Origin of the sequence: Saccharopolyspora galaxeae (assembly GCF_016526145.1) — a bacterium.
Lineage (GTDB): Bacteria > Actinomycetota > Actinomycetes > Mycobacteriales > Pseudonocardiaceae > Saccharopolyspora_C > Saccharopolyspora_C galaxeae.
The window spans coordinates 1-22,551 of sequence record NZ_JADDUE010000023.1 but is presented as its reverse complement, the minus strand read 5'-3'; the positions used below and the strand labels follow the sequence as shown (position 1 = coordinate 22,551).

Below are 22,551 nucleotides of genomic sequence, written 5' to 3'. Positions count from 1 at the left end.
AACTCTACCGCGTGATTGCGATACTCGGCAGTGTACCTCCGGCGCGACGCCGCCATCATCCACCCCTTTCACAGACAGTCGATCACTACTCTCGGCTGTCCGCCAAAGCGGGAACGGTCCAGGCTTAGCCGTTCTGATCGGAGTCGGACTGATGGAGTGGCCGGTGGGACTCGCGCTGGGTGTGGGCCACGTGCTTGCGACCAGCCACCACAACAAGCTTCTGCAAGACTTCGGCGATGCGCTCGAAGAAGCCTGACCCGTGATCCGCACGGGCACGTCGCCCCGTTGTGCACCGCGGTGGATGTTTTTCGACGTATGCCGGCATTTCATTCCGGCCGGCCGAAGGAGCAACGGTGGACACGTCCGGAACCACGATCAGCGCCGCCGCGGCACTGCGAACGGTGGCAAACGAAGCCAGCGAACGCCATGCAGCCGACCTGGGTTGGTGAGTGAGTCTCGTGCTCGGTCTTGTGCAGGGGTGGTTCGAGCAGGCGACGGCGACGCTGCGCACCGCGGCGGAGGCTAGCCCCACCCGGACGAGTTGGTCGCAGGACGGGAGTACCTGCGTCGCATTGCAGGGCATCGCAGATCCGGACAAGGCGGAGCTGGTCGAGCAGGTGGCCGACCGCCTGCGAGCGTTGGCCGGGGTCCGCTGGGTGGAGGTCAACGCCGCTTTGGGCTGCCTGGTGGTCGGCCACGACGAGGCCGTGATCGAAGCCGCCGAGCTGGTGTCCGAAGTGGACGACTCGGTGGAACTGGTCGGGTTGACCGGGTATTTCGCCGAAACCAGCGTTGCGCATCCGGCCAGTCCCTGATGCGCCCCGGGTTCTGTGCAGGCTCTGATTCCAGGAAGGATGCGGAGCGTGGCGGCACCGAAGAAGTACAGCGATGAGCTGCGTGAGCGGGCGACGCGGATGGCGTTGGACGCGATCGAGGCCGAGGGGCAGCGGAGGGTGGCGATCCGGCGGGTCGCGGGTCAGTTGGACGTGCATCCGGAGGCGTTGCGGTCGTGGGTCAAGCGTGCCGAGGTCGACGCGGGCACGGCGCCGGGCCGCACCAGCGGGGACGCGCGGCGGATCGCGGAGCTGGAACGCGAGAATCGTGAATTGCGGCGGGCGAACGAGACCCTGAAGACGGCGTCGGCGTTTTTCGCCGCGGCGGAGCTCGACCGCACAACCAAGTAGCCCCTGCGGCTTCCGGCGAGTTTCGCCAGGTGCCGCTCGCGGTGGCCATCGCCTATATCGATGCCTACCGTGAGCAGGTAGTCGAGGGTAAGAAGCTCGGGGTCGAGCCGATCTGCGCTGTGCTGAACGAGGCAGGAGTGCGGATCGCCCCGAGAACGTATTGGGCATCCAAGAAACGTGCCCCATCGAAAAGGGCGGTGCGGGACGAGGAACTGAAAACAGAGATCCAGCGGGTGTTTCACGCGAACTACGGCGTGTACGGCGCGCGGAAAATCCATGCTCAGCTTCGGCGGGAAGGCGTCGGAGTGGCGCGCTGCACCGTGGAGCGGCTGATGCGCCAGACGGGCTTACAGGGCCTGCGGCGTGGCCGGCGACCTCGCACGACGGTGGCCGACGGTGCGGAGCTGACGGCGGCGGATCTGGTCGAGCGGTCGTTCACCGCTGCCGGCCCGAACCGTTTGTGGGTTGCTGACATCACCTATATCCGCACGTTTTCGGGATGGGTATATGCCGCGTTCGTGATCGATGTCTATTCCAGGATGGTGGTCGGCTGGCAGGTAGCAACCTCGCTGCACACGAATCTGGCGTTGGACGCGCTGGAAATGGGGATCTGGGCCAGGAAACGAGCCGGCCTCGACGTGACCGGCCTGGTTCACCATTCCGACCGTGGAGTGCAGTATCGCGCGATTCGCTATACCGAGCGGCTCGCCGAGGCCGACGCGGTCGCATCCGTGGGCTCTCGTGGTGATTCCTACGACAACGCGATGGCCGAAGCGTTCAATTCGCTCGTGAAAGGAGAGTTGATCCACAACCCGGTCTCCCGCGGACGCGGGTGGTATTCGATTCGGGATGTCGAGATCGCCGTGGCCGAATACGTCGACTGGTACAACCAACGGCGCGTCCACGGCCAACTTGGCCAGTACACCCCGGCCGAGGTCGAGTCCGCCTACCAGGCGGCAGGCTACGATCACACCATCGAGCCCGCCCGGGCCCGATGACAAGGCACAACGCCTGCATCAAACCCGGGGCGCATCATGGCCTGATCTACACCTGCGGGCCGTGGATCGGCGTAAAGCCTCGTCGAACGGCGTTGACGCGGTGTCCAGGGGATCCTTACGGCACGGATCTCCGACCCTCGGGGGCTCTCCGCGCCGCGTTGGTCGGCGCAGCCATACGGCCATGCAGTGCGCCGACAGAGCTCAGTCGGAGAAGTTCGACCGAGTGGGTCGGATAACCAGCGGAGTTCGAGTCTTGGAGGGCTTTCCGCCGAAGGGCTTCGGATGCGTAGTCTGTTGAGGTTCGGCTGACCGGTGAGAAGAGGTGGACCAGCTGTGCCACGTGTCGGTGTGCTCTGCGATCCGGATTTTCCGGAGTACGTGGCGAAGCGGTTGGCGGAGTCCGTGCCGGGCCGGCTCGGCGAGCAGCTCGGTGATGATCGGGAGTGGTCGCTCGAGGTCGTGTGTGACCCCGTGGCAGCGGGCCGGAGCAACGCCCAAGAGATCTTGCAAGCCGCGCGCGACCAGCGGCAGCGCAACGGTTGGGACTACGCGGTGTGCCTGACCGATCTTCCGCTGCGCTTCGAAGGATCACCTGTGCTGGCGGATATCGGGGTCGACGAGGGCATCGGCGTGGTATCGCTGCCCGCCCTCGGTGGTGTGCAGCCCCTTCGGCGAGCACAGCAGATGGTCGTCCAAGTCCTCGATGAGATTCTCGGCGCCACCGAGCAGTCGCAGCAGCGGCCCTACACCCAGCGTCGGCGCGGCTTGCACAGCACGTTGACCGAGCTGCTGGCTCCGATCCGGCGGGAGAACCCGGATCGGGACGAGATCGGCATCCGCTACCGCGCAACCCGCAAGCGCGGACGGGTACGCCTGCTGTCCGGGATGGTGCGCAGCAACAGTCCTTGGCGCCTGGTGCTGGGCATGTCCAGCGCGCTCGCCGCCGCACTCGCCACCAGCGCTTTCGGACTTTCGTCCAGCACCATTTGGCAGATCAGCTACCAGCTCGACGTGGGGCGGCAGGTCGTGGCAGCGTTGGCCTCGATCGCGCTGCTGGTCTTCTGGCTGATCACTGCGCATCAGTTGTGGGAAAAGCCGCACCAGGCGCACGACCGGGAGCTGCGCGTCCTTTACAACACCTCGACGGTGCTGACCTTGGCGCTCGGTGTCGGATGTTTGTACGTCGCCTTGTTCGCCATCAATTTTGTCGTGGCGTATTTCCTCGTTCCGAGCAGCTTGCTGGCCAGTTCGGTGCAGAGTTCTGCGATCACGATCGGCACCTACGCGACGCTGGCCTGGGGGTTCACGACCATGGGCGTGGTCGCGGGCGCGCTGGGATCCAGCTTGGAAAGCGATCAAGCCGTTCGTCAGGCCGCCTACGGCTACCGCGAATCCCAACGTCGAGCCGCACATCAGGAAGCAGCCGAGTAATTCTTCTGCGAGCCAGGACCGACATCGGTACCGGGCTTCGCACATATGATTAAAAACGGCGCGGCCGGGTAACACGCACGCATGGTCGAACCTAGGGCCCGAGCATGCCACCCGGTCAGCACCGGCGATGACGAACAGTCAGCCGCTCGCTGTCTCGCGTGCAGGCGGAATGTGCCTGCCGACAAGACTCGGGACAGATACCTGCACCACACTCGGTACGGCACCTGGTGTCCGGGTCTGCGCGGGGGCATGGAGCAATACGATCCGCACCGGGTACATCCCCCCGCCGACGAGTAGATGGACGCTACGGCTCTACCGAAGCCGATTGAGAGCGGAGGGACGACTCTCGGCTCGCTGCAATTCGGAGCGGCGTGGAGTGCCGCGTCCAGCTAATTGCCGGGCGCGGCACTTCGCGACTTAAAACCAGTGGCTCCGTCCGCCGACCTTGGTACCGGCGCGCCCGAGGACGAGCAGAACGAGTCCGACCACGAGCAGAATGCCGCCCACGGTTGTAAGGATCGAGATCTGTAGCACGATACCGAGGACGAGGAGGATGACTCCTAGAGTGATCATCGACAATCTCCCGTAGGTAGGTTTTTCGGCCACACCGGCGATACCCCGGCCACCGCGAACTCAACCCGGACTGCAGAAATGATTCGCGCCATCCTTTGCAGCGGTCGCTCGCTGCCCTTGTTCCACATGATCAATAGTGGTCGATTTCACGAATTTCTTTACTCGAAACCTTGGGTAAGCGGGCGGTAACCCGGTGACATTACCCGCCAGAGCCGGTCGACCGCTCCGCAACGAGTCGTGCGTTTCCGTTCTCGCATCCGACTGTCACGACCCTGCATGTCGAGGCGCACCCTCGGCGGCGTGCTCCCTATCGGATTCTTCCGCACCGTCGGGTTGTGGCTGCGTCCACGTGGTCACGGCAGTATGAACAGTGGTCATCAGCGGTACGGCCAACAACGCTCCAGAGACTCCGGCGAGAGTTGAGCCTGCGGTCACTCCGAAGACGATTGCTACGGGATGTATTCGCACCGCATCGCCGAGCAGCCACGGTTGCAGAACGTTGCCCTCCAACTGCTGCACTGCGACCACGACGACCAGAACGATGACTGCAGCGATCAGACCTCGTGTCACCGCTGCAACGAGCACTGCTATCAGTCCGGACACCAATGCCCCGACGACGGGCAGAAAGCCGCTCAGGAACACCAAGGCCGTGATCGGCCCAGCCAGCGGTACGCCGACGACCACCAGGCCGAGGCCGATCCCGACGGCGTCGGCGGCGGCGACGACCGCGGTCGCACGCATGAAACCCGTCAACGATCGGAATGATCGCCGACCCGCCTCTACGATGCGGGAGCGCTGACTCGCCGGGACGAGCCGACATGCGGCCGTCCACAACCGCGGGCCCTGATAAAGGAAAAACACGAGAGCGAACATGGTGAGCAGCGCCCCGGTTAGCAGCGTGCCCATGGTCGAAGTAGTAGTGAACGCTTGCTGAGTCAGTTGCCGCCGGTTGCTGCTCAGCCACTCGACCAACTGCTGTTGCACGCCGGCGAGCTGCTCGGGCGCCAAGCGCAGTGGTCCGTGCACTGCCCAATCACGTGCGACCTGGACGCTGGTCGTCAAGTGCCCGGCCAACACGTCTACGTTGTTCAGCACGGACACGACCACGAACAGCAGCACAGCTGTCACTGCGACGAGGCCGGTGAGCATGACGATCGCTGTAGCCGCGCCGAGTGGCATTCCCCTCCGACTCAGCGCAGCCACGAACGGCCGCAACAGTGAGGCCAGCAAAATGGCGAGTGCCAGCGGTAACACGACGACCAACAACCGCGCGGCGGCCCAGATCACGACAGCCGCCGCCGCTGCTATCACCAACCAACGACCGAAGAATACGGCCGCCGCACGCAGCGTGGAATCAGTCCCGGACGAGTCTCCGCCTTGAGTCAGTAAGCTGTTCACACAAAAGCTACTGCCCATCGCTGCTGACCGACAAACCCCGTGCGGCACATCTGTCAGTCGCGGTGGTTCGCGGTTTCTCCGGCCACCAGCCGGGCGGCGACGTCGCGGAGTTTGACGTTGGACTGCTGGGAAGCGGTCCGCAGGTAGTCGAACGCCTGCTCCGGGCCGCAGTGGTGGCGTGCCATCAACAGACCTTTGGCCTGCCCGATCACGTCGCGGTTGTCCAGCGCGTCCCCGAGCTGGTCGGCGAGCCGGCGGGCTTGTTGGTGGCGGTAGGCGTGGTTGATCGCGGTCGACAGCGCGTGCGTGAACAGTTCCAGCAGCGCTTCGTCGAGCGGATCGAAAGCCTGGTGCTGCGGCGTGGTCAGGTTCAGCGCCGCCGAAGTGTTCACGATGTCGTCGTCGATGAGCAGCGGAACGCCGACCGCTACCGCGACGTCCTGATCCCGGGCCGCTCGGGAGAATTCCGGCCACCGGTCGGTCTCGGCGGTGTCCAGGCGAACCAGTCGCCCGGTGCGGGCCGCGTGCAGGCAAGGGCCGTCTTCGGCGCTGTATTGGTGCTCGTCGAGTTCCGCCGCCCACGGATGCGTGGCCGCGGCCGTTCGCGCGTGTTCGTGGCGCAGCACGGTGACGCTGGCACTACCGGTGTCGGGGATCGTGGCCAACGCGGAGTCGGTCAGCCTGGTGAGCACGGTATCGAGCGACTCGAACCGATCCAGCAGCGCAGAGAGCTGATCGAAAGCATCGGTGACGTCTTCGACCCGCCGCGCGGGGTGTTCGGCATTCACCGCGCTCAATCCTCCTCATCCACGCGTTCGGCAGGACCGGGGATGTGCGCGCTACGTCGGAACGAGCACACCCCCGTCGTGGCCCTGGGCCTGCCGCAGCTTCCGGCTGAACCGGACAGGCCTCGGTCTGTTGCTTCCCCGGGTACAGCACCGACCTAATCGGGCCGGTACCCCGGACGCTGCGGAACGCAAACAACCTACCGGAGCTCGAATCGAGTGGTAGTCAGCAGGTTTACCGTCGCCCAGCGGCGGGCACTTTCCCGGACGTCAGGGCCTTCGGGTGCCGAATGCCCTGCCCCGCCGGTTGAACGCCACGGCCAGCTGACGGGGCCACCCCGCTGCAGGAGCGAGGGGCCTCAGCACGCCGGAGAAATGCGTCTCACCGCGGCTCGAAGCTTCTCCTCCCCTACAGCGCACGCCAAACGTGCAAGCCATGTGAGGAGTTGAGTTCCGGATGACCGTCATCCACACCAAGGTGGCTGACCGCTACCCGACTCGTTCGTCGGCCCGAAGCGCGATCTTTCCTCGCCGGGACCCGGTCGTCTGGTCGGATCCGGCTGCCGGTCCGGCGGACAGCGATCAGCTGCTCGCCCATCAGCGGTCCGGGTTTCACGCGGTCGACCTGCTGTCGCCGGGTGAGGTCCAGCACCATTGGCGGGAGCTGGAACGGTTGACCGCCGACCCGCAGGTTCGCGCGGATGAGCGCACGGTCGTGGAGAAGGGGACCGACGAAGTTCGCTCCATCTTCGACGTGCACCACCTGAGCCCGGCGATCGTCGATCTCGTGCACGATCCGCGAGTGCTCGACCGCGCGCGGCAGATCCTGGGTTCCGAGGTGTACGTGCACCAGAGCCGGATCAACTACATGCCGGGTTTCCGCGGTGGCGGCTTCTACTGGCACTCGGATTTCGAGACCTGGCACGCCGAAGACGGCATGCCCGCTCCCCGGGCGGTGAGCCTGTCCATCGCGCTGACCGACAACTATCCGTTCAACGGGGGGTTGATGCTGATGCCCGGCGCGCACCGGTCGTTCGTGTCGTGCGCGGGCGAGACCCCGGCGGAGAACTACAAGTCCTCGCTGGTCGAGCAGCGGGCCGGAGTACCGGGCGAGAACGACATCACCCGGCTGGCATACGAGCACGGCATCGAGCAGTTCACCGGTCCGGCCGGGTCGGCGCTGTGGTTCGACTCGAACTCGATGCACGGCTCCGGCAACAACATCACGCCGTTCCCTCGATCGAACATCTTCATCGTCTTCAACAGCGTGCACAACACGCTGGACGAGCCGTTCGCCGCGAAGCATCCGCGACCGGAGTTCGTCGCATCCCGCGACTTCGAACCCGTCTGGCGGTGAGCAGAAAAACCACGAGGCCCGCGAGCCCGTTCGGAAAGGAGCAGACATGAACTACGACGAATTTCTGACCCGAGTCGGACAGCGAGGTGGCCCCACCGAGCGCGAGCACGCCGACGCCGCGACCAAGCAGATCCTGGCAGCAGTGGGCCAGCGCTTGGCGGGCAACGAACCCCGGGATCTGGCCAGCCAGCTCCCGGCCGAGTTGCAGGCTCCGTTGCTGCGGCCCACCGGGCAAGCCGAGATCGGCGACGACCTCGACGATTTCCTGCGACGCGTGTCCGACCGCGAAGGACGCGGTTGCACCACCGAGCAGGCCTTGACCCATGCGAGGGCGGTGTTGAGCAGCATCGCCGAGTTCGTCTCGGCGGGCGAGATCCACGACCTGCGCTCGCAGCTGCCGACCGGATACGCGCCCCTTTTCGAGTCACCGCAGCAGTCCTGAACGGTGCGCACGCAGTGGCGTCCCGCTTGTCGCGAGCGGAGACGCCACTGCGCCGCCGTGCGCGAACTACGCGCTTTCGTTGCTACGAAGGCACGACCGGTGCCAGCCATCCATCGTCGGCCGTGCTCCAGTCGGCGCTGCGGGTCCAACCGGCGGCCAGCAGCTCCTCGTCGGCCTGCTCGGTGACCTCCGCACCACCCGCCACTGCCAACTCGGTCACTGGCATCCCCCGATCGTCTCGAACGACGACGGTCGACCTGCCGTCGGTCGCGTGGATCAGATGCGCGTTGTTGGCCATCTGCTCGTCCTCCTCATGTCAGCTGCTGGAATCTTCCGGCGTGCGGGGACTTTCGCCCCGGGAACTCCGCGGGAGGGTGCCGGGTCGCGACGTCGTTCGGTCACCGGACTTCTCCCAACCGGTCTGATCTGCCCCGCAGGCAGCATCGGCAAACATCGAGTCAGCCGGCGGGTTTCATCGAAGCGCCGGCCGGGTAGCAGCACGAGTAGTCCAGATCGGTGATGGCGAAAGGAGTTCGTTTTGCGGCTTGGCTTCCTGCAAGATGCGTATGAGCAGGAGGGGCCGTTCGCGACGGTGTACCTGGATACCTCGGCAGATGCTGAGGACGCGGGCAAGGCCATTGCGCTGCGCTGGCGATCCGCTCGCGAACAGCTCGCCGGCGCAGGAGCCGACGAGGACACCTTGCGGCTCATCGACGATGAACTCGAAACCCCGCAGCAGCGCACTGGCCACCGCGGTGAAGTGGTCGTGGCGAACGCGAACGGCATCGTTTTCTCCGACGAGCTGCCGGAGCGCCCCGGCGACCTCACCGACGACGAAAGGACCACCTACGGCCCGGTGCCGGACCTGTTCCCGTACCTGCGGATGCGCGGGGCGCGCATCCCGCACGTCGTCGCGGTGGTCGATCGGCAAGGGGCCGACATCACCACGGTGCAGGCCACCTTGCGAGCTCAGGACGCCGCGGTGGAGGGCGAGGACACGCTGCTGCACAAGGACGGCAGCGGCGGCGGCGCAGGCAGCGAACAGCGCCAGCAGAACGCGGTGGAAGAGCACCGCAAGCACAACGCCGGACAGGTCGCAGACGAGATTTCCAAGCGCGCCGCGGCGATCGGTGCCGAGGCGATCGTGCTCGCCGGCGATCCGCAGCAACGCGAACTCGTCCGGCAGGACGTCCGCAAGGGGATGCAGCCACTGGTCGTGGAAACCGAGGCGAGCCATCGAGACCGCAACGCCTCCGGGGAAAGCCTGCAGCAGGCCGTTTCCGAGACGGTTGAAGCGACCCTCACCGAACGCGTCGACGCGGTCGTCAGCGAGTTCGAACGAGAGCGGGGCGAGCACGCCCGCGCCTCGGAGGGATGGGAGTCCACAGTGGCCGCTCTGCAGCGCGGCCAGGTGGCCACGTTGCTGCGCGCGGTCCCGGACTCCGCCGAGCAGCCTGCGAACCTCCACATCGGACCGTCGGCCGCCGACATCGGCACCACCAGAGCCGCGCTGACCGATGCCGGGGTCCAACACGTGCGGGAGGCGCCCGCTGACTCCGCCGTCGTGCGAGCGCTGGCAGGCACCGACGCCGCTCTCGTGCTCGTCGACCCGGCGAAGGTCTCGCTCGCCGATGGGATCGGGGCGGTCCTGCGCTACACCGAAAGCTGACACATCGCCTCGCCGGTTCCGCTCCCCGGAGCGGAACCGGCGTTTTTGCGCGGCAGGCAGCGCAGTGCGAACGCGGTCGCGGTGCGCAAGCACCCGCTCATCCAGCCGATTCCCCTTGCACGTCGAGTTCGCCCAAAGCAGCCGGCACCGTGGCGTGTACCGGAAGTACCTCGCCCAACTCGGCAGTGTGCAGCGCCCGCAGCACTTCGTGGTCGGTGGCAACGAGGTGCAACCGCACGTTTCGTTGCTGGGCGAGCAGCTGCGCCGTCCGCAACGCTTTCAGCCCTGCGACGCCGAGGAAGTGCACGCGGCTCAGGTCGAGCACCACCACGCGCAGTGCGGCTCTCAGGCGCGCCAGCACGATCTCTTCGAAACGGGTGATGGTCGCGTCGTCGATATCGCCGGAGGCAACGACGACAGCGACGTCCTGCTTCGGCCGGGATACGTGCAAGCCGAGCGGCGAGCCGGTGCCGGACGCGACGAGGGCGGATTCCCCGTGCGGCGTTCGTTCACAGATGTTCAATGCGATCTCGTCCTTTCCCCGCTGGGAAAGCCGCGCATCGCCACTCTCGGATCCGGAAAGCTCTACAGCAGTCAACCGAGACCGGACCGCGGACATCCGCTGCGGGATCTTCATGGTCCTGGCTGACTGCTCAACCGAAACTCCGACCGTACCGGACGACCGGACCGCAGCGAAGTCTTCCGCCTGCCTGAAGGCCGATTCCTGTAGGGCGCGAGCTGATGCGGGACCGGTCAGCGCGCGGAGATCAACGCGCGGTAACCCTCGCGGTACGTGGGGTAAGCAAAGGTGAATCCGGTGGCCCTGAGCCGTTCGTTGCTGCATCGCTTGCCCTGTCCGCGCCCTGATCGTTCCTCGACGACGGGCGGATGAGCGACGCCGAGTTCGTCGGCCAGGAAGCGCAACAACTCCGCCCGTGCACAAGGCTCGTCGTCGACGCCGAGGTAGACCGGCTCCGGAGCAGGGCCGCGGGTGGTCAAGTGCGCGATGGCGGCCGCTGCGTCGTCGCGGTGGATCCGGTTGGTGTAGACCGGAGTCCTCGTCAGCGTCGCGGTGCCGCCGCTGACGGTCGACAGCAGCGTGCCCCGCCCAGGGCCGTACAGCCCGCCCAACCGCAACACGGTGGCGCCGGGTAGCCGCGCGTGCAGCAACTCCTCGGCTCGCCGGAGCACGCGCCCGGTGGATGTGCCCGGCGAGGCGGGCGTGCGTTCGTCGACCCGGCTTCCGTCGGAGACGCCGTAGACCGAGGTGGACGACACCAGCAATGTCCGCGGCGTTGCGGGAACCTGCTCGGCGATGGCGCCGAGCAGGTTCTCCAGCCCGGCGACGAAAGTGTCCTGGTAGGACTCCGCGGTGCGGGCGTCGGCCGTGAGCACCACGACCACGATGGCGGTGTCCTGCGGCAGGCGGGGCGACTGCGTGGTGATGTCGATCGCACGTCCTTCGATCGGGTCCAGACCCGGTCCGCGCGGCGGCGCAGCCCGACCACGTGGTGTCCGCTCGCCGCCAGACGCAGTCCGACCTGGCCGCCCAGGTCGCCGCATCCTGCGATCACCGCCGTGGGACGGTCGTGCTGATCCGGTGTCACTGGCTGGATGTTCCTCGGTTCGCGCGTTGCCGGTGCTGCTGGAAACGCTCGCGGGCGGCGTCGAGATCGACGATGGGGGCAGGGTAACCGAGCGAGTTCAGCATGTTGGTGCCGAGCCGCCACGGCTGGTGCAGCTCGCGCGGGTCGTCGAGGACCGCGAGTTCCGGAATCCACCGGCGCACGTAGGTACCGTCCGGGTCGTAGCGCTCGGCCTGGCGCAGCGGGTTGAGCACCCGGTTCGGGCGCGTGTCGGTACCGGTGCCGGCGACCCATTGCCAGTTCATCTGGTTGTTCGCCACATCGCCGTCGAGCAGGTGGCGCAGAAAGTGCACGGCTCCCGCGCGCCAGTCGATATAGAGGGTCTTGGTCAAGAAGCTTCCAGTGATCAGCCGGGCTCGGTTGTGCATCCAGCCTTCGGTCAGCAGCTGCCGCATCCCGGCATCGACGATGGGGATACCGGTGCGCCCCTCCTGCCACGCCCGCAGAGCATGTTCGTCGTCGCGCCACTCGTCGCCACGCGGCCGGTAGTCGCGGCGTGCGGCCTCGGGGCGGGCCGCGAGCACTTGGTGGTGGAAATCGCGCCAGGCGAGCTGGCGCACGAAGGCCTCCGCGCCGACGGTGGCTCGATCGGCCGCGACCGCGGCGAGCTCCCGCGCGGACACGCATCCGAAGTGCAGGTAGGGCGACAACCGGGACGTTCCGTCTTCGGCGGCGAGACGGTCCTGCCCGTAGTGGTACTCGTCGGAGTGCTCCTGCAGCCACTGATGCGCTCGGCGCCGTGCTTGGCTTTCCCCGCCGCGCATGGTCGACCCGGTATCGGCCTCGCCGGGCGGAGACGGTTTCGGCAAGCTCGCAGGCAGCGAGAAGCGGCGCGGCAGGGCGGCAAGCGGGCGGTGGTCGATTTCGGCCCACCGCCGGTGATACGGCGTGAACACCGCGAAGTGATCGTTGCCTTGCGGAGTCGCTGCACCGGGCGCCAGCACGGTGTGCACCGCGCCATGCACGGTCAGCGGCCGTCGGCGGGCGCCGAGCTCCTCGGTGAGCCGGCGTTCGCGGCGCGCGGCGAAGCCGGACACGTCGGCGGCGATGTGCACCGAAGCGGCATCGACCTCCTCGGCGAGCCGCCCGACTTCGGTGACGAGATCACCTTCTCGGACGACGAGCGCGGCCCCTCGCCGGCGCAACCCCGCGTCGAGATCGGCCAAGCACTCCTGCAAAAACCGCGTTCGGGGTGCAGATGCGAATCCGGTCTTGGCCAGCGCGGCGTCGTGGACGAACAGCGGCACGACCTGCCGAGCGGACTCGGCAGCCGCAGCCAGCACGGGATTGTCGTGCACTCGCAGATCCCGGGTGAGCACCGCGATCGCTGTGTCCGGCATCGATCAGCTCCTGTGTCGGCGAGTCAGTTCCGCGCCCGCTGCATCGATTCTCCCCCGACGCGGGCGTGGTGGTGCCGTGTCGAACAAGCCGGAGAGCCGGGGCGGGTCCGGTCCGTAAGCGTTGGAGGCCGCGGCACGCGCCCGAACGCCCGGCAGCGCGGTGACGAGCTTGAGCAGCCGAGGCGGGCCGATCGGACGTCCGGTGCCGCGTGCGCGGGCCGCTCGTTGCTCTGTCCGGACCTGGTCGCGCTGCACATGCCGGATGGCCGGTTCGCGTTCGGCCTGGATTGCACGCAGCACATCGTCCGATACCGGCCGACCGTTCCGCAGCGTGTCGGCGAGGTGCTCGGCAGCCGTGACGGCATCTTGGACGGCCATGAGAATCCCGTTGCCGCCGACCGGCGAGATGACGTGCGCGGCATCTCCGATGAGCAGCAACCCCGGCCGCCACCACTGCTCGACACGGGCGATGTCCACCGACAGCAGCGTGGTCGCGGTGAAATCGGTGAGCAAGTGAACGCGGTCGGCCAGCCACGGCACGCGATCCGCGACGAATTCCCGGATCGGCTCGACCCCGGCCTCGCGGGCGGCCGCGTAGCCGCCCTTCGGGAGGCTGTAGCCCACCTGCCATCCCTGGGTGCCCGCCAGCAGACCGACGTAGTGGTCGCGGCCGAAGTACAAATCGACGTCGGCTTCCGGTGGATCGTCCTGCCGGCGCGGCAGCCGGAACCACAGCAGGTCCGTGGTGGCACCCAGCGAGTGCGCCTGCGCGCCGACGAGCCGCCGCAGCTTGGAGAACCGGCCGTCAGCGCCGATCACCACAGCGGCGGCGAACTCATGCGCACCGGCGCTGTCGCGGTAGCGCACACCGGTGATTCGACCGCTGTCGTTCCGGAGCAAGTCGGTGACTTTGGCGCCGGTGCGCACCGCACAGCCGGGCATTTCGTTGATCTCAGCGGCGAGGAAGTCCAGCAGCTGCGCCTGCGGCATCAAGGCGACGTAGTTGAACCGCGTGCGCAGCTTGCCGTAATCGGCGGTCGTCACCGACCCGGCCGGAGTGTGGAACCGGAAGTACCGCGCCTTGTGATGCGGCAGGCCGAGAAGTCGATCGGCCAGCCCCAACCGGTCGAGCAACTCCAAGGTGTAAGGGTGCAGCGAGTCGCCACGGAAGTCCCGGTCGAAGTCGCGGTGCGTCTCCAACAGACGCACCGGAACACCTGCACGGCCCAGCAAGTAGGCGAGCACCATGCCGCCCGGGCCACCACCGACCACGACGCAACCGGATTCCCGGGCGTTCATCAGTCCTCACCCCTGCCGCCGGGCTCGGGCGAGTCGAGGCGGAACACCGCCATCTCGTCCATGTGCGCCGCGACGTCCTCCTGCGGCGCGTCGGCCGAAACCGGAAACGCCTGCAGCGCCCATGGGATCTGCAACGCGGCCAAGTACGTCCGCACCGCGGCGACCGCATCCGCGCCATCGACGCGAACCGCCCGGCGACGTTCCCGCTCATCTCCCGCCAGCAGCGCGCACTCCGGCTGCGCGCACAAGTTCAGCACCCAATCCCGCCGGACATTCGGCGACACCAAGTACCGCTGCCCCGCCACCTCGACAACACCGAGCGGGGTGCGCCGTAGATCACCCGTGCGGCGCCCCCGAGTCTCCAGCACACGCAGCGCATAACCACCCTGCGCCAGCGGGCTTGGCGGGTCGGCCAGCAACCCCTCGACCATGCGGGCATTGACGGCTCGGGCGTCCTGCGCGGTCGGCTGCTCCGCCATGCTGCACCATCCAACTTCACTCGTTTTTCTAGCTAACACCTGCAACCTACAGGTCGCTCGTTTTTCTAGCCACCTCCCGAGATGCGACTCTGCTCGCTTTTCTAGCTAGCATCGGTGCGTGGCAAGCAAGGAAGCCGTCTACGAGATCCAGCTGTCGCTGCGGCGCATGTTGCAGGGCGGGCGGGAAATGCAGAGTTCGCTGGCCAGGCAGCTGGGTGTGCGCGTGATCGATGTGCAAGCCGTCGACCACGTCGTGTCCGCGGAGGAACCGCTCGGACCCGTCGACCTCGGCAACCGGCTGGGAATCCGGTCGGCATCGGCCACCACGCTCGTCGACCGGCTGGTCGCGGCCGGACACCTGGTACGCGAACCGCACCCCGCCGACGCACGCCGCGTCGCGCTGCGCGCCACCGAACACGCCCGTTACGAAGTGCGCCAGTCGCTCACGCCGATGCTCGACGAGATCACCGCGGCCATCGAACGACTCGACCACGACCAAGCCGCAACGGTGTCCGCCTTCCTGCACGAGGTCACCGCTGCCATGCGCGACTATGCCCACCGGCCTGATCGCACAACCCCGGAGTTCGACTGAACTCCGGGGCGGCGCAGCGGTTGCGTCGGCCCGCCGCTACCCGCATCCGGCACGACACAACCCGCCCTACCGGTCGCGGTCGGTGCATCGCATGGCCATGTCCGACAGGGCTGTTCTGGTCGTCTCGTCGATCGCCGCGGTGGACAGGACACGCCGTGCGTCTGCAACGCGCTGTGTGATGAGCTCCTCCACCTGATCCTCCGCGGACGTGGTGCGGATCAGTTCTCGCGATCGCGCGAGATCGGCATCGGTGAGATCAGCGGCGGCGAACAGCTCGTCCATGTGCGCGCGCACGTGCGGAGATGCGAGTTCGCGGGCGAGGACGACGACAGTGGTGGCCTTGCGGTCCCGCAGGTCTTCTCCGGTCGGCTTTCCCGTGACCGCGGGTCTCCCGAAAATCCCGAACAGGTCGTCCCGAAGCTGGAACGCCTCACCGATCAGGCTTCCGTAGACGCGGAAGACATCGAGCACATTCGACTCGCAGCCCGCGAGCAGCGCTCCGAGCACGAGTGGGTCACGGACCGTGTAGTTCCCCGACTTGCGCCGGGCGACCGCCAGCACGTCCTCGAAACTCGGGACGCGGCGGGCATCGTTGACCAGGTCCGCGAGTTGTCCGATGGCCAGCTCAGCGCGCATCTGGTCGTAGTATGGCCACGCTCGATCGACAGCGGCCGAGTGCAGGCCGCTGTGCCGCAGCATCTGCTCGGCCCACACCAGCGCCAGGTCGCCGAGCACGACCGCCGCGGAAGCACCGAACCGCTCCGGCGAGCCGGACAACTCTCTTCGACGATGCCACTCGGCAAGCCGCACGTGTACGGCCGGCTTGCCACGGCGAATGGTCGACCCGTCCATGACGTCGTCTTGCATTAACGCGAACCCGTGCAGGAGCTCCAGACTGCCTGCGGCGCGCAGCGCACTGTCACTGCTAGGGGCACGGCTCCGCCAGCCGATGTAGGTGAACATCGACCGCAGGTACTTGCCACCGGCGAGGAAGTCCGCGAACAGGTCGGCGATGTGCTCGGCGTCCGGTACCCCGTGGAGATCCCGCATGCATCGGTCCTTCACGAAATCCTGGACGTGCGCCGCGATCCGCCGACGTACCGCGTCATGCTCGCCGCCCAGCTCCGATCGGTTCGGTTCCGCGGTGATCAATTCTCCTCACGATCGACGCCGCGCACGCGGTCGTTCAACCGCGCCCGCTCGCGGGCGCGCAGCGCGCGTTGCTCGGCGTGGACAAGGGCTTCTTGGTCGCGGGTGGGATGGCCTTCGGCCATTGCCAACTCAGCGTCCACGAGTTCCTGCTCCTGCGCACCACGAGTGCCCGGTGTGAACTCGGATGCGGTCTGTCCGCGTTCGGTCCGGTAAGGGTTGTCAACTGGAAGATCGCCCGCGATCCGGCCGTAGGACCCCAAGATCAGCAGTATCAAGCCGGCGATCACGCTGAAGAGCACGTTCGGCAGCCGGAACGCGAGCACGTTGAACTGAGTGTTCAAGATCGCCAGATGTGCGAGGCCGGACAACACGAAGACGGTTCCGAGGACTGCCGTCGCCGTGGAGGCGATGGGGCCTTTCCACACCGCTGCCGAGATCAGCAAAGCCCCCGCTACCAACGAGATGGTCGACAACAGCCCATTGCTGGACAGGCCGACCACAGGCTGACCGGACGTCGAAAAGTACGGCAAGCCGTGGGCCAATCCCAGCCCCGCGAACACCCACAGCCCCAGCCCCATCGCACCCGCCCCAACACGGTGCACGACGTGCACCGGATGAATCCGTCGCCGGGAACTCGTGCTCGCCATGGTGCTCGCCTCCCCACCGGAGCAGGCTTCAAACCGTGTTCACGGTAGGAACGATGCAAAACCAGTGCAACTCGCAGCGATCCAGCACGCGGGCAGCCGCGTCGGCTAGGAACATCGTGAAAATGACGGTTACCCCGCTCTGGTTGTTCGCCGACCAGCTCGGCCCGCACTTCCACCGCACCGAACAGCACCGCGACCGGGAAGTGTTGCTGGTCGAGTCCACCGCCGCCCTCGCACGACACCGCTACCACCGGCAGAAACTGCATCTCGTGCTGTCGGGCTTGCGCCACCTCAAGGAGGAACTCGGCGACCGCGCCACGCTGATCCGCGCTCGTACCTACCGGGAGGCGTTGCGCGAGTTCCGCCGACCGGTAGTCGTCCACGAGCCGAACTCCCACGCAGCCGAGGAACTGGTGTTGTCGCTGCAACGCGAAGGCCTGGTGGAGGCGGTGCTGCCGACGCCCGCTTTCGCACTGCCGCGCCGCGAGTTCGCCGAGTGGGCCGACGGGCGCCGCCGCTTCCTGATGGAGGACTTCTACCGACACCAGCGCCACCGATTCGAGATCCTGCTGGAGCCCGACGGCGGCCCGGCCGGCGGCAGGTGGAACTTCGACCAGGAGAACCGGCAGCAGCCGCCTCGGGCAGCGGCAGAACTCGGCGCGCCGGAACCCTGGATGCCGACCGAGGACGACATCGACCGCGAAGTACGTGCGGACCTCGACACCCGGCAGCAGCGCGGCGAGCTGCACCCGATCGGAAACGACCGTCCGCGGCTGTTTCCCGTGACCAGCGAGGAGGCCGAAGCTGCCGAGCAACGGTTCCTCGATCAGCGCCTACCGTGGTTCGGTCCTTACCAGGACGCGATGCTCGACGAGGACTGGGCCATGGCCCACGCCCTGCTGTCCGTACCGCTGAACCTCGGATTGCTGGACCCGCTCGAACTCGTGCGCGGCGCCGAGCACCGTTACCGCAGCGAGCACGCGCCGCTGGCCAGCGTAGAAGGCTTCGTCCGGCAAGTGCTCGGATGGCGCGAGTACGTCTGGCACCTCTACTGGTGGTTCGGTAAGCCGTACCTGCACCGCAATGCGTTGAGAGCACGCAACAAACTCCCGAAGTGGTGGTCCGAACTGGACGGCGAGCGCATCGAAGCGGAGTGCTTGAAGACCGCGATCAACGGAGTCCGCGACCGCGGATGGGCGCACCACATCCAACGACTCATGATCCTGAGCAACCACGGCCTACAGCGGGAATACCGGCCGAGCGCGCTGAACGAGTGGTTCTCGACCGCGTTCGTGGACGGCGCACCATGGGTCATGCCGGTCAACGTGATCGGCATGAGTCAGCACGCCGACGGCGGTCTGGTCGCCACCAAGCCCTACGCGGCCGGCGGCGCTTACATCAATCGCATGAGCGATCACTGCAAGCGGTGCCCGTTCGATCCCCGCACGCGCACTGGCGAGCACGCGTGTCCGTTCACGGCCGGATATTGGGCGTGGCTGCACCGCAAAGCAGGCGACTTGGCGGACAACCACCGGATGCGCCAGCCCATCGCGACCATGCGCAAGCTCGCCGACGTCGAGGAAATCGCCGCGCAGGAATCACGGCGACGCCGCTTCTGAGTCCACAGTGGAGTACTTGTTCAGAGCTCCGCTCGCTGCGCGCTCGACCGGTATCCCCGCCAGCACGTGCCGCGCCGCGGAGGTCTGCCGCACGCTGAACGATGCCCGAACATTTCGCATCACAAGGAGACGCGATGCCCTCCCTTCCGACAGCAGACACCGATGTCATCGTGGTCGGCGCAGGCCTGGCCGGGCTGTCGGCCGCTGTGCGCCTGCAAGAAGCCGGCTGCAATGTGCGGGTCTTCGAAGCCGACGACGATGTCGGCGGTCGGGTGCGCACGGACGTGCTCGATGGTTTCCTGCTCGACCGCGGGTTCCAGCTGCTCAATCCCGCCTATCCCGCCGTACGGGCGCTGATCGACCGGCGTGCTCTGCGGCCCCACCGATTTTGGCGAGTCCTCCGCGTCGTCGATGCCGGGCGGATCCGGCTGCTCGGCAACCCGTTCGACAGCCCCCGAGGCGTAACCGGACTCCAGCCACCGAGCCCGGTCGGTTTCCGCGACCTGGCTGCCCTGGCGGCGCTCTCACTGCGCGACGCCGCCGCGCCCGCCCGATTCCTCACCGGAGCCGCCGACCAAACCACCGAACGCGAACTTCGACGGTGGGGCCTGTCCGAGCGGTTCATCGATGCGGTGTTGCGGCCGTTTCTGACCGGGGTGCTCGCCGAGGCCGACCTGGATACCTCAGCGCGCTTCTTCCACCTGGTCTGGCGCAGTTTCCTGCGTGCGGCCCCGGTGTTGCCCGCCGACGGAATGGGAGCGCTGTCGCACCAGCTCGCCAACCGCCTCGCCGCTGGCACGGTGACGCTCAACGCCAGAGTCGAGGATGCCGGTCCCGGCGAAGTCCGGGTGGCCGGACGACGCCACACCACGCGTGCCGTCGTCGTGGCCACCGACGCCACCGCAGCCGCAGACCTACTGCCCACCCTGCCGATCCCCGCCTGGAAGGGCCTCCACACCTTCTACTACCGCGCGCCGGAGGCACCGCTGCCCGAACCGGTCATCACCGTCGACTCCCGCCGCGGACCGGTCGTCAACACAACCATCCCGTCCAACGTGTCCAGCACCTACGCGCCCACAGAACAAGCGCTGATCAGCGCCACGACCCTGCTCAACGCCGACCACGCGGATACCCGCGACGCGGTCACGGCGCACCTGGCCGAGCTGTACCGAACGAGCACTGCGAACTGGGATCTCGTCGGCCACTACCCGATCCCGCACGCTCTGCCCCGCATGACCGCGCCGCACCGACTGCGCACTCCAACACGTGTCGAACCAGGGCTGTACGTGTGCGGCGACCACCGGGACACCAGCTCCATCCAAGGAGCCCTGGCCTCCGGTGCACGCGCGGCCCGAGCCGTGTCAGCCGACCTCGCATCGTGATCATCCGGGCAACGCCGCCTTCCCCCACAAACCGTTCGCTACGCCAGCACAGGCACCTCAGCGGCCGCACTGAGCCTGCTCGACACAACAAAATGTTGTGCGGTGCGCTCGAACGAGCGACAGCGCCTGCCGATCCGTCTGCCTCTGCAGGGACTAACCTCTGTTGCTGACGGAGGTTCCGAGTGATTCTGCGTGGCACGAGCGGTGACGTGCCTGATGCCACCGCAATCACGTAACCGACGTCGCGGTGGCCGCCCAGGACAGAGCACCCGGGCGGCCACCACTCGATCGAAGAGACTCCGCGAGCACGTTGCGTTGCTAGCGGGTCTGCACCAGCTGGGCCGACGGGTCATAGAACAGTTCTGTCGCCCCGCGCCGCAGCGCGTTGACGATCTCATCGGCGATCTCGTCGGAATCGTGCGCGGGAGGCAAATTCGGTGCCACGCCCGCGAGAGCTCGATCGGCCAAACCCGTGTCCATGTGCGGCGGACGCAGATCGCACACGGTGATGCGCAAGCGCCGGGTTTCCCGTCGCAATGCGGACAACCACGTCGACACCGCCCCTTTGCTCGCCGAGTAGTCGCTCATGCCCGCAGTGGGGTAATCGGCCAGCACCGCCGAAACCACAGCGATCGTGCCGCCGCGTACGAGGTGCGGCAGTGCCGCACGGGCCAACGCCATCGGCGCCAGGGCATTGACGATGAGCACTTGGCCGGCGATGGCATTGCTCACCTCGGTGGCGTCGCCGAACGCGGCGACGCCGTGCGCGACGACCAGCCCGTCGAGCTCTCCGAGCGCCACAGCAGCGTCCTCGACCGCCCGAGTGCAGCTGTCCGGATCTCCCGCATCGAACGTGATCGCTGCCACCGCCTCGCAGGCGCGGCTCGCCTGCTGCAAGCGATCCTCGTTCCTGCCTGCTACGGCCAGGCGGGCTCCTGCCCGCGCGAGCCGGGCCGCGATCTTGCCACCGAGCACGCCGGTCGCTCCGGTGACCATGATCCGAGCTCCGCTCAGTTCCATACCGCCCCCGCATGCACTTGTCCGGCGCGCTTTGCGCGGATCCGGCCAGGATGGGCAGAGACTTTGATGATCGCAGCTCCGCTGCAGCTCGATCTCGTACCTCGGCGCATCACCGGCATGCGGTTGGTGCGCCAGGCGCGTTCCTCGCGTAAGCGTTCGGCTTATCAGCGCACTGCGGCAACCTCCGTGAGGACCTGAATCGCCTCTTGCAAGCAGCTCGGCTGTGGATGGTCGCGGGCAGGCCGGATCGACGACCATCCGGGCCCGGCCAATACCAGCTGAGGGCACTCCTGTGCGAGACCTGCCAGGTCGATCTTCCGCGCTGTGCGCGGAGCGTGCGACCACACCGTGACGCTTCGTGGAGCCAGTTGGCGCACAGCAGAGATCAAGGTCGGCTCGGGGACCCGGGCGCCGAGGAACCTGGATGCGGTGTGCCGCTCGGCCAGCGACGCTTGCAGCGCTTCCAACGGCAGGCTGTGCTGTTCTTCCGGTGCACACGCCAGCAGCGCGGGGATCCGGCCCCGTTCAGGAGCAAGCGGGCACTCGTGCAGGGCCGCCACGATTGCGGTCGTAGCGACGTGCTCGACACCGATGACGCGGCCACCGGTGTCCTGGTCGAATTGCTCGCCCAGGGTCTGCAACAACGGAACGAGCAGTTCATCCCAAGTCCGTCGCACGCCCCGCTGCCTGATGTGCGCTGCGACTCGAGAACACAGGGTGCGCCCATCGAGACGAGTGGCCGCCCTGGCCAGCCCACGAACGGCGCGGTCGGCACGGCCAACCGCAACAGCGCCGGATCCACCCCCATCCCGCATCGATTCCTGAAAACGTGGCGAATCGAGCGCCAGCCGGGCGGCAACGCCGGGCGGAACGCCTTCGCTCGTCAACGTCAGCATGTGGCGCAGCCGGGCCAGATCGTCCGGCGTGTAGCGACGATGACTCCCGGCAACATGTTCGCTCGGCCCTAGGCCGTAGCGCCTGTCCCAGCTGCGCAGCGTCGGCACCGCCACCCCGAGCTGATGCGCCACAGCACCGATGGTGAGCACCACGCCCATTTCATTCACCGCCGACACATCTCTCCCCAACGGCAATCCTCGTCATCGGACGCGCCGGTCCACTGCTTTGCCTGCCAACGGTAGTCCGATTGCTCTGCCACCGGGGCTCTCGGCCGTGCTGGGAGCTCCGTGGCAGAACAACATCAGGTTCACTCGAAGCCGCCGGTGAGCGCACCGGCAGTTGCATCGGCTCTGCACTGCTCGACGGCCTGGCTACCGGTCGACCATTCGTCGATCCGGTTCGATGACGTCGCCGACGTGGCAGGTACCACGGTCGACGCCGCGATTCGTCCCGAGCCCGGCCGGGTACGGGCGTAATCAGAAGGCCGCGTCAATGCGCCGTCCTTGTTAGGGCCGCCTCGTGGACCGTTCCCGCTTTGGCGGACAGCCGAGAGTAGTGATCGACTGTCTGTGAAAGAGGTGGATGATGGCGGCGTCGCGCCGGAGGTACACTGCCGAGTATCGCAATCACGCGGTAGAGTT

22 protein-coding genes are annotated in these 22,551 nt (G+C 67.2%); 9 read left to right on the top strand and 13 right to left on the bottom strand.

Annotation, left to right across the window (positions count from 1 at the left end; translation table 11 throughout):
• Positions 1 to 449: 449 nt before the first annotated feature.
• The 3 genes from INP57_RS29010 (at position 450) to INP57_RS29000 (ending at position 3,613) form a co-directional block, all read left to right on the top strand.
• Positions 450 to 815 (top strand): hypothetical protein, encoded by a 366-nt coding sequence (locus INP57_RS29010; protein ID WP_200073566.1) that lies wholly within the window; start codon positions 450 to 452, stop codon positions 813 to 815.
• A gap of 48 nt (positions 816 to 863) precedes the next feature.
• Positions 864 to 2,182 (top strand): IS3 family transposase gene (locus INP57_RS29005; protein WP_445326519.1). Its coding sequence is split into 2 segments (ribosomal slippage): positions 864 to 1,155 and positions 1,155 to 2,182, totalling 1,320 coding nucleotides; the frame shifts between segments, so codons are not numbered across the junction.
• 333 nt (positions 2,183 to 2,515) lie between these two features.
• Positions 2,516 to 3,613 carry a hypothetical protein gene (locus INP57_RS29000; protein WP_307850344.1) on the top strand — a complete coding sequence of 366 codons (1,098 nt, stop codon included), beginning with the start codon at positions 2,516 to 2,518 and terminating at the stop codon, positions 3,611 to 3,613.
• A 417-nt stretch (positions 3,614 to 4,030) separates the two neighbouring features.
• Here the strand turns inward: INP57_RS29000 and INP57_RS29940 are convergent, their stop codons facing one another.
• The 3 genes from INP57_RS29940 to INP57_RS28990 all read right to left on the bottom strand — a co-directional run bounded on the left by INP57_RS29940 (position 4,031) and on the right by INP57_RS28990 (position 6,372).
• Complete coding sequence (locus tag INP57_RS29940; RefSeq protein ID WP_233628741.1) at positions 4,031 to 4,186, bottom strand: DUF6131 family protein; 156 nt, start codon at positions 4,184 to 4,186, stop codon at positions 4,031 to 4,033.
• A 264-nt stretch (positions 4,187 to 4,450) separates the two neighbouring features.
• Positions 4,451 to 5,584, bottom strand: coding sequence for an AI-2E family transporter (locus INP57_RS28995; RefSeq protein ID WP_200073563.1), 1,134 nt, complete (start codon positions 5,582 to 5,584; stop codon positions 4,451 to 4,453).
• A 53-nt stretch (positions 5,585 to 5,637) separates the two neighbouring features.
• Complete coding sequence (locus tag INP57_RS28990; RefSeq protein ID WP_200073562.1) at positions 5,638 to 6,372, bottom strand: GAF and ANTAR domain-containing protein; 735 nt, start codon at positions 6,370 to 6,372, stop codon at positions 5,638 to 5,640.
• Positions 6,373 to 6,826: 454 nt separating this feature from the next.
• Here INP57_RS28990 and thpD point away from each other — a divergent pair, with 454 nt between their 5' ends.
• Both thpD and INP57_RS28980 read left to right on the top strand, forming a co-directional pair.
• Entirely contained in the window at positions 6,827 to 7,726 is a 900-nt protein-coding gene (thpD, locus tag INP57_RS28985) for an ectoine hydroxylase (RefSeq protein ID WP_200073561.1), read from the top strand.
• Positions 7,727 to 7,772: 46 nt separating this feature from the next.
• Complete coding sequence (locus tag INP57_RS28980; RefSeq protein WP_200073560.1) at positions 7,773 to 8,168, top strand: DUF2267 domain-containing protein; 396 nt, start codon at positions 7,773 to 7,775, stop codon at positions 8,166 to 8,168.
• A gap of 82 nt (positions 8,169 to 8,250) precedes the next feature.
• Here the strand turns inward: INP57_RS28980 and INP57_RS28975 are convergent, their stop codons facing one another.
• Positions 8,251 to 8,394 (bottom strand): hypothetical protein, encoded by a 144-nt coding sequence (locus INP57_RS28975; protein ID WP_233628739.1) that lies wholly within the window; start codon positions 8,392 to 8,394, stop codon positions 8,251 to 8,253.
• Positions 8,395 to 8,706: 312 nt separating this feature from the next.
• Between INP57_RS28975 and INP57_RS28970 the strand changes: the two genes are divergently transcribed.
• Complete coding sequence (locus tag INP57_RS28970) at positions 8,707 to 9,837, top strand: baeRF2 domain-containing protein (RefSeq protein ID WP_200073558.1); 1,131 nt, start codon at positions 8,707 to 8,709, stop codon at positions 9,835 to 9,837.
• Positions 9,838 to 9,934: 97 nt separating this feature from the next.
• Here INP57_RS28970 and INP57_RS28965 read toward each other — a convergent pair whose 3' ends face one another.
• From INP57_RS28965 to INP57_RS28945, 5 genes are all read right to left on the bottom strand, one after another.
• Positions 9,935 to 10,474 carry an STAS domain-containing protein gene (locus INP57_RS28965; RefSeq protein WP_200073557.1) on the bottom strand — a complete coding sequence of 180 codons (540 nt, stop codon included), beginning with the start codon at positions 10,472 to 10,474 and terminating at the stop codon, positions 9,935 to 9,937.
• Between the two features lie 116 nt (positions 10,475 to 10,590).
• Positions 10,591 to 11,232 carry a Rossmann-fold NAD(P)-binding domain-containing protein gene (locus INP57_RS28960; protein ID WP_200073556.1) on the bottom strand — a complete coding sequence of 214 codons (642 nt, stop codon included), beginning with the start codon at positions 11,230 to 11,232 and terminating at the stop codon, positions 10,591 to 10,593.
• Between the two features lie 208 nt (positions 11,233 to 11,440).
• Positions 11,441 to 12,823 (bottom strand): cryptochrome/photolyase family protein, encoded by a 1,383-nt coding sequence (locus INP57_RS28955; protein ID WP_200073555.1) that lies wholly within the window; start codon positions 12,821 to 12,823, stop codon positions 11,441 to 11,443.
• Positions 12,824 to 12,826: 3 nt separating this feature from the next.
• Positions 12,827 to 14,122, bottom strand: coding sequence for an FAD-dependent oxidoreductase (locus INP57_RS28950; protein ID WP_200073554.1), 1,296 nt, complete (start codon positions 14,120 to 14,122; stop codon positions 12,827 to 12,829).
• Entirely contained in the window at positions 14,122 to 14,601 is a 480-nt protein-coding gene (locus INP57_RS28945) for a nitroreductase/quinone reductase family protein (protein WP_233628738.1), read from the bottom strand. Before INP57_RS28945 ends, INP57_RS28950 begins: the two co-directional genes overlap by 1 nt.
• Positions 14,602 to 14,719: 118 nt before the next feature.
• Here INP57_RS28945 and INP57_RS28940 point away from each other — a divergent pair, with 118 nt between their 5' ends.
• Positions 14,720 to 15,193 carry a MarR family winged helix-turn-helix transcriptional regulator gene (locus INP57_RS28940; RefSeq protein ID WP_307850343.1) on the top strand — a complete coding sequence of 158 codons (474 nt, stop codon included), beginning with the start codon at positions 14,720 to 14,722 and terminating at the stop codon, positions 15,191 to 15,193.
• A 66-nt stretch (positions 15,194 to 15,259) separates the two neighbouring features.
• Here INP57_RS28940 and INP57_RS28935 read toward each other — a convergent pair whose 3' ends face one another.
• The gene (locus tag INP57_RS28935) at positions 15,260 to 16,243 is read right to left on the bottom strand and encodes a polyprenyl synthetase family protein (protein ID WP_200073553.1); all 984 of its coding nucleotides are present in this window, start codon (positions 16,241 to 16,243) and stop codon (positions 15,260 to 15,262) included.
• Positions 16,244 to 16,341: 98 nt separating this feature from the next.
• The gene (locus INP57_RS28930) at positions 16,342 to 16,992 is read right to left on the bottom strand and encodes a DUF4383 domain-containing protein (RefSeq protein ID WP_200073552.1); all 651 of its coding nucleotides are present in this window, start codon (positions 16,990 to 16,992) and stop codon (positions 16,342 to 16,344) included.
• A gap of 122 nt (positions 16,993 to 17,114) precedes the next feature.
• On the opposite strand from INP57_RS28930, the gene INP57_RS28925 reads away from it, so the two are divergent.
• Together INP57_RS28925 and INP57_RS28920 are read left to right on the top strand one after the other, a co-directional pair.
• The gene (locus tag INP57_RS28925; protein ID WP_200073551.1) at positions 17,115 to 18,611 is read left to right on the top strand and encodes a cryptochrome/photolyase family protein; all 1,497 of its coding nucleotides are present in this window, start codon (positions 17,115 to 17,117) and stop codon (positions 18,609 to 18,611) included.
• Between the two features lie 134 nt (positions 18,612 to 18,745).
• Entirely contained in the window at positions 18,746 to 19,993 is a 1,248-nt protein-coding gene (locus INP57_RS28920; RefSeq protein WP_200073550.1) for an NAD(P)/FAD-dependent oxidoreductase, read from the top strand.
• 318 nt (positions 19,994 to 20,311) lie between these two features.
• Here INP57_RS28920 and INP57_RS28915 read toward each other — a convergent pair whose 3' ends face one another.
• Entirely contained in the window at positions 20,312 to 20,989 is a 678-nt protein-coding gene (locus tag INP57_RS28915; RefSeq protein WP_200073549.1) for an SDR family NAD(P)-dependent oxidoreductase, read from the bottom strand.
• A 188-nt stretch (positions 20,990 to 21,177) separates the two neighbouring features.
• Positions 21,178 to 22,068, bottom strand: a complete 891-nt coding sequence (locus tag INP57_RS28910) for a MerR family transcriptional regulator (RefSeq protein ID WP_200073548.1) — start codon at positions 22,066 to 22,068, stop codon at positions 21,178 to 21,180.
• Between the last annotated feature and the right edge of the window lie 483 nt (positions 22,069 to 22,551).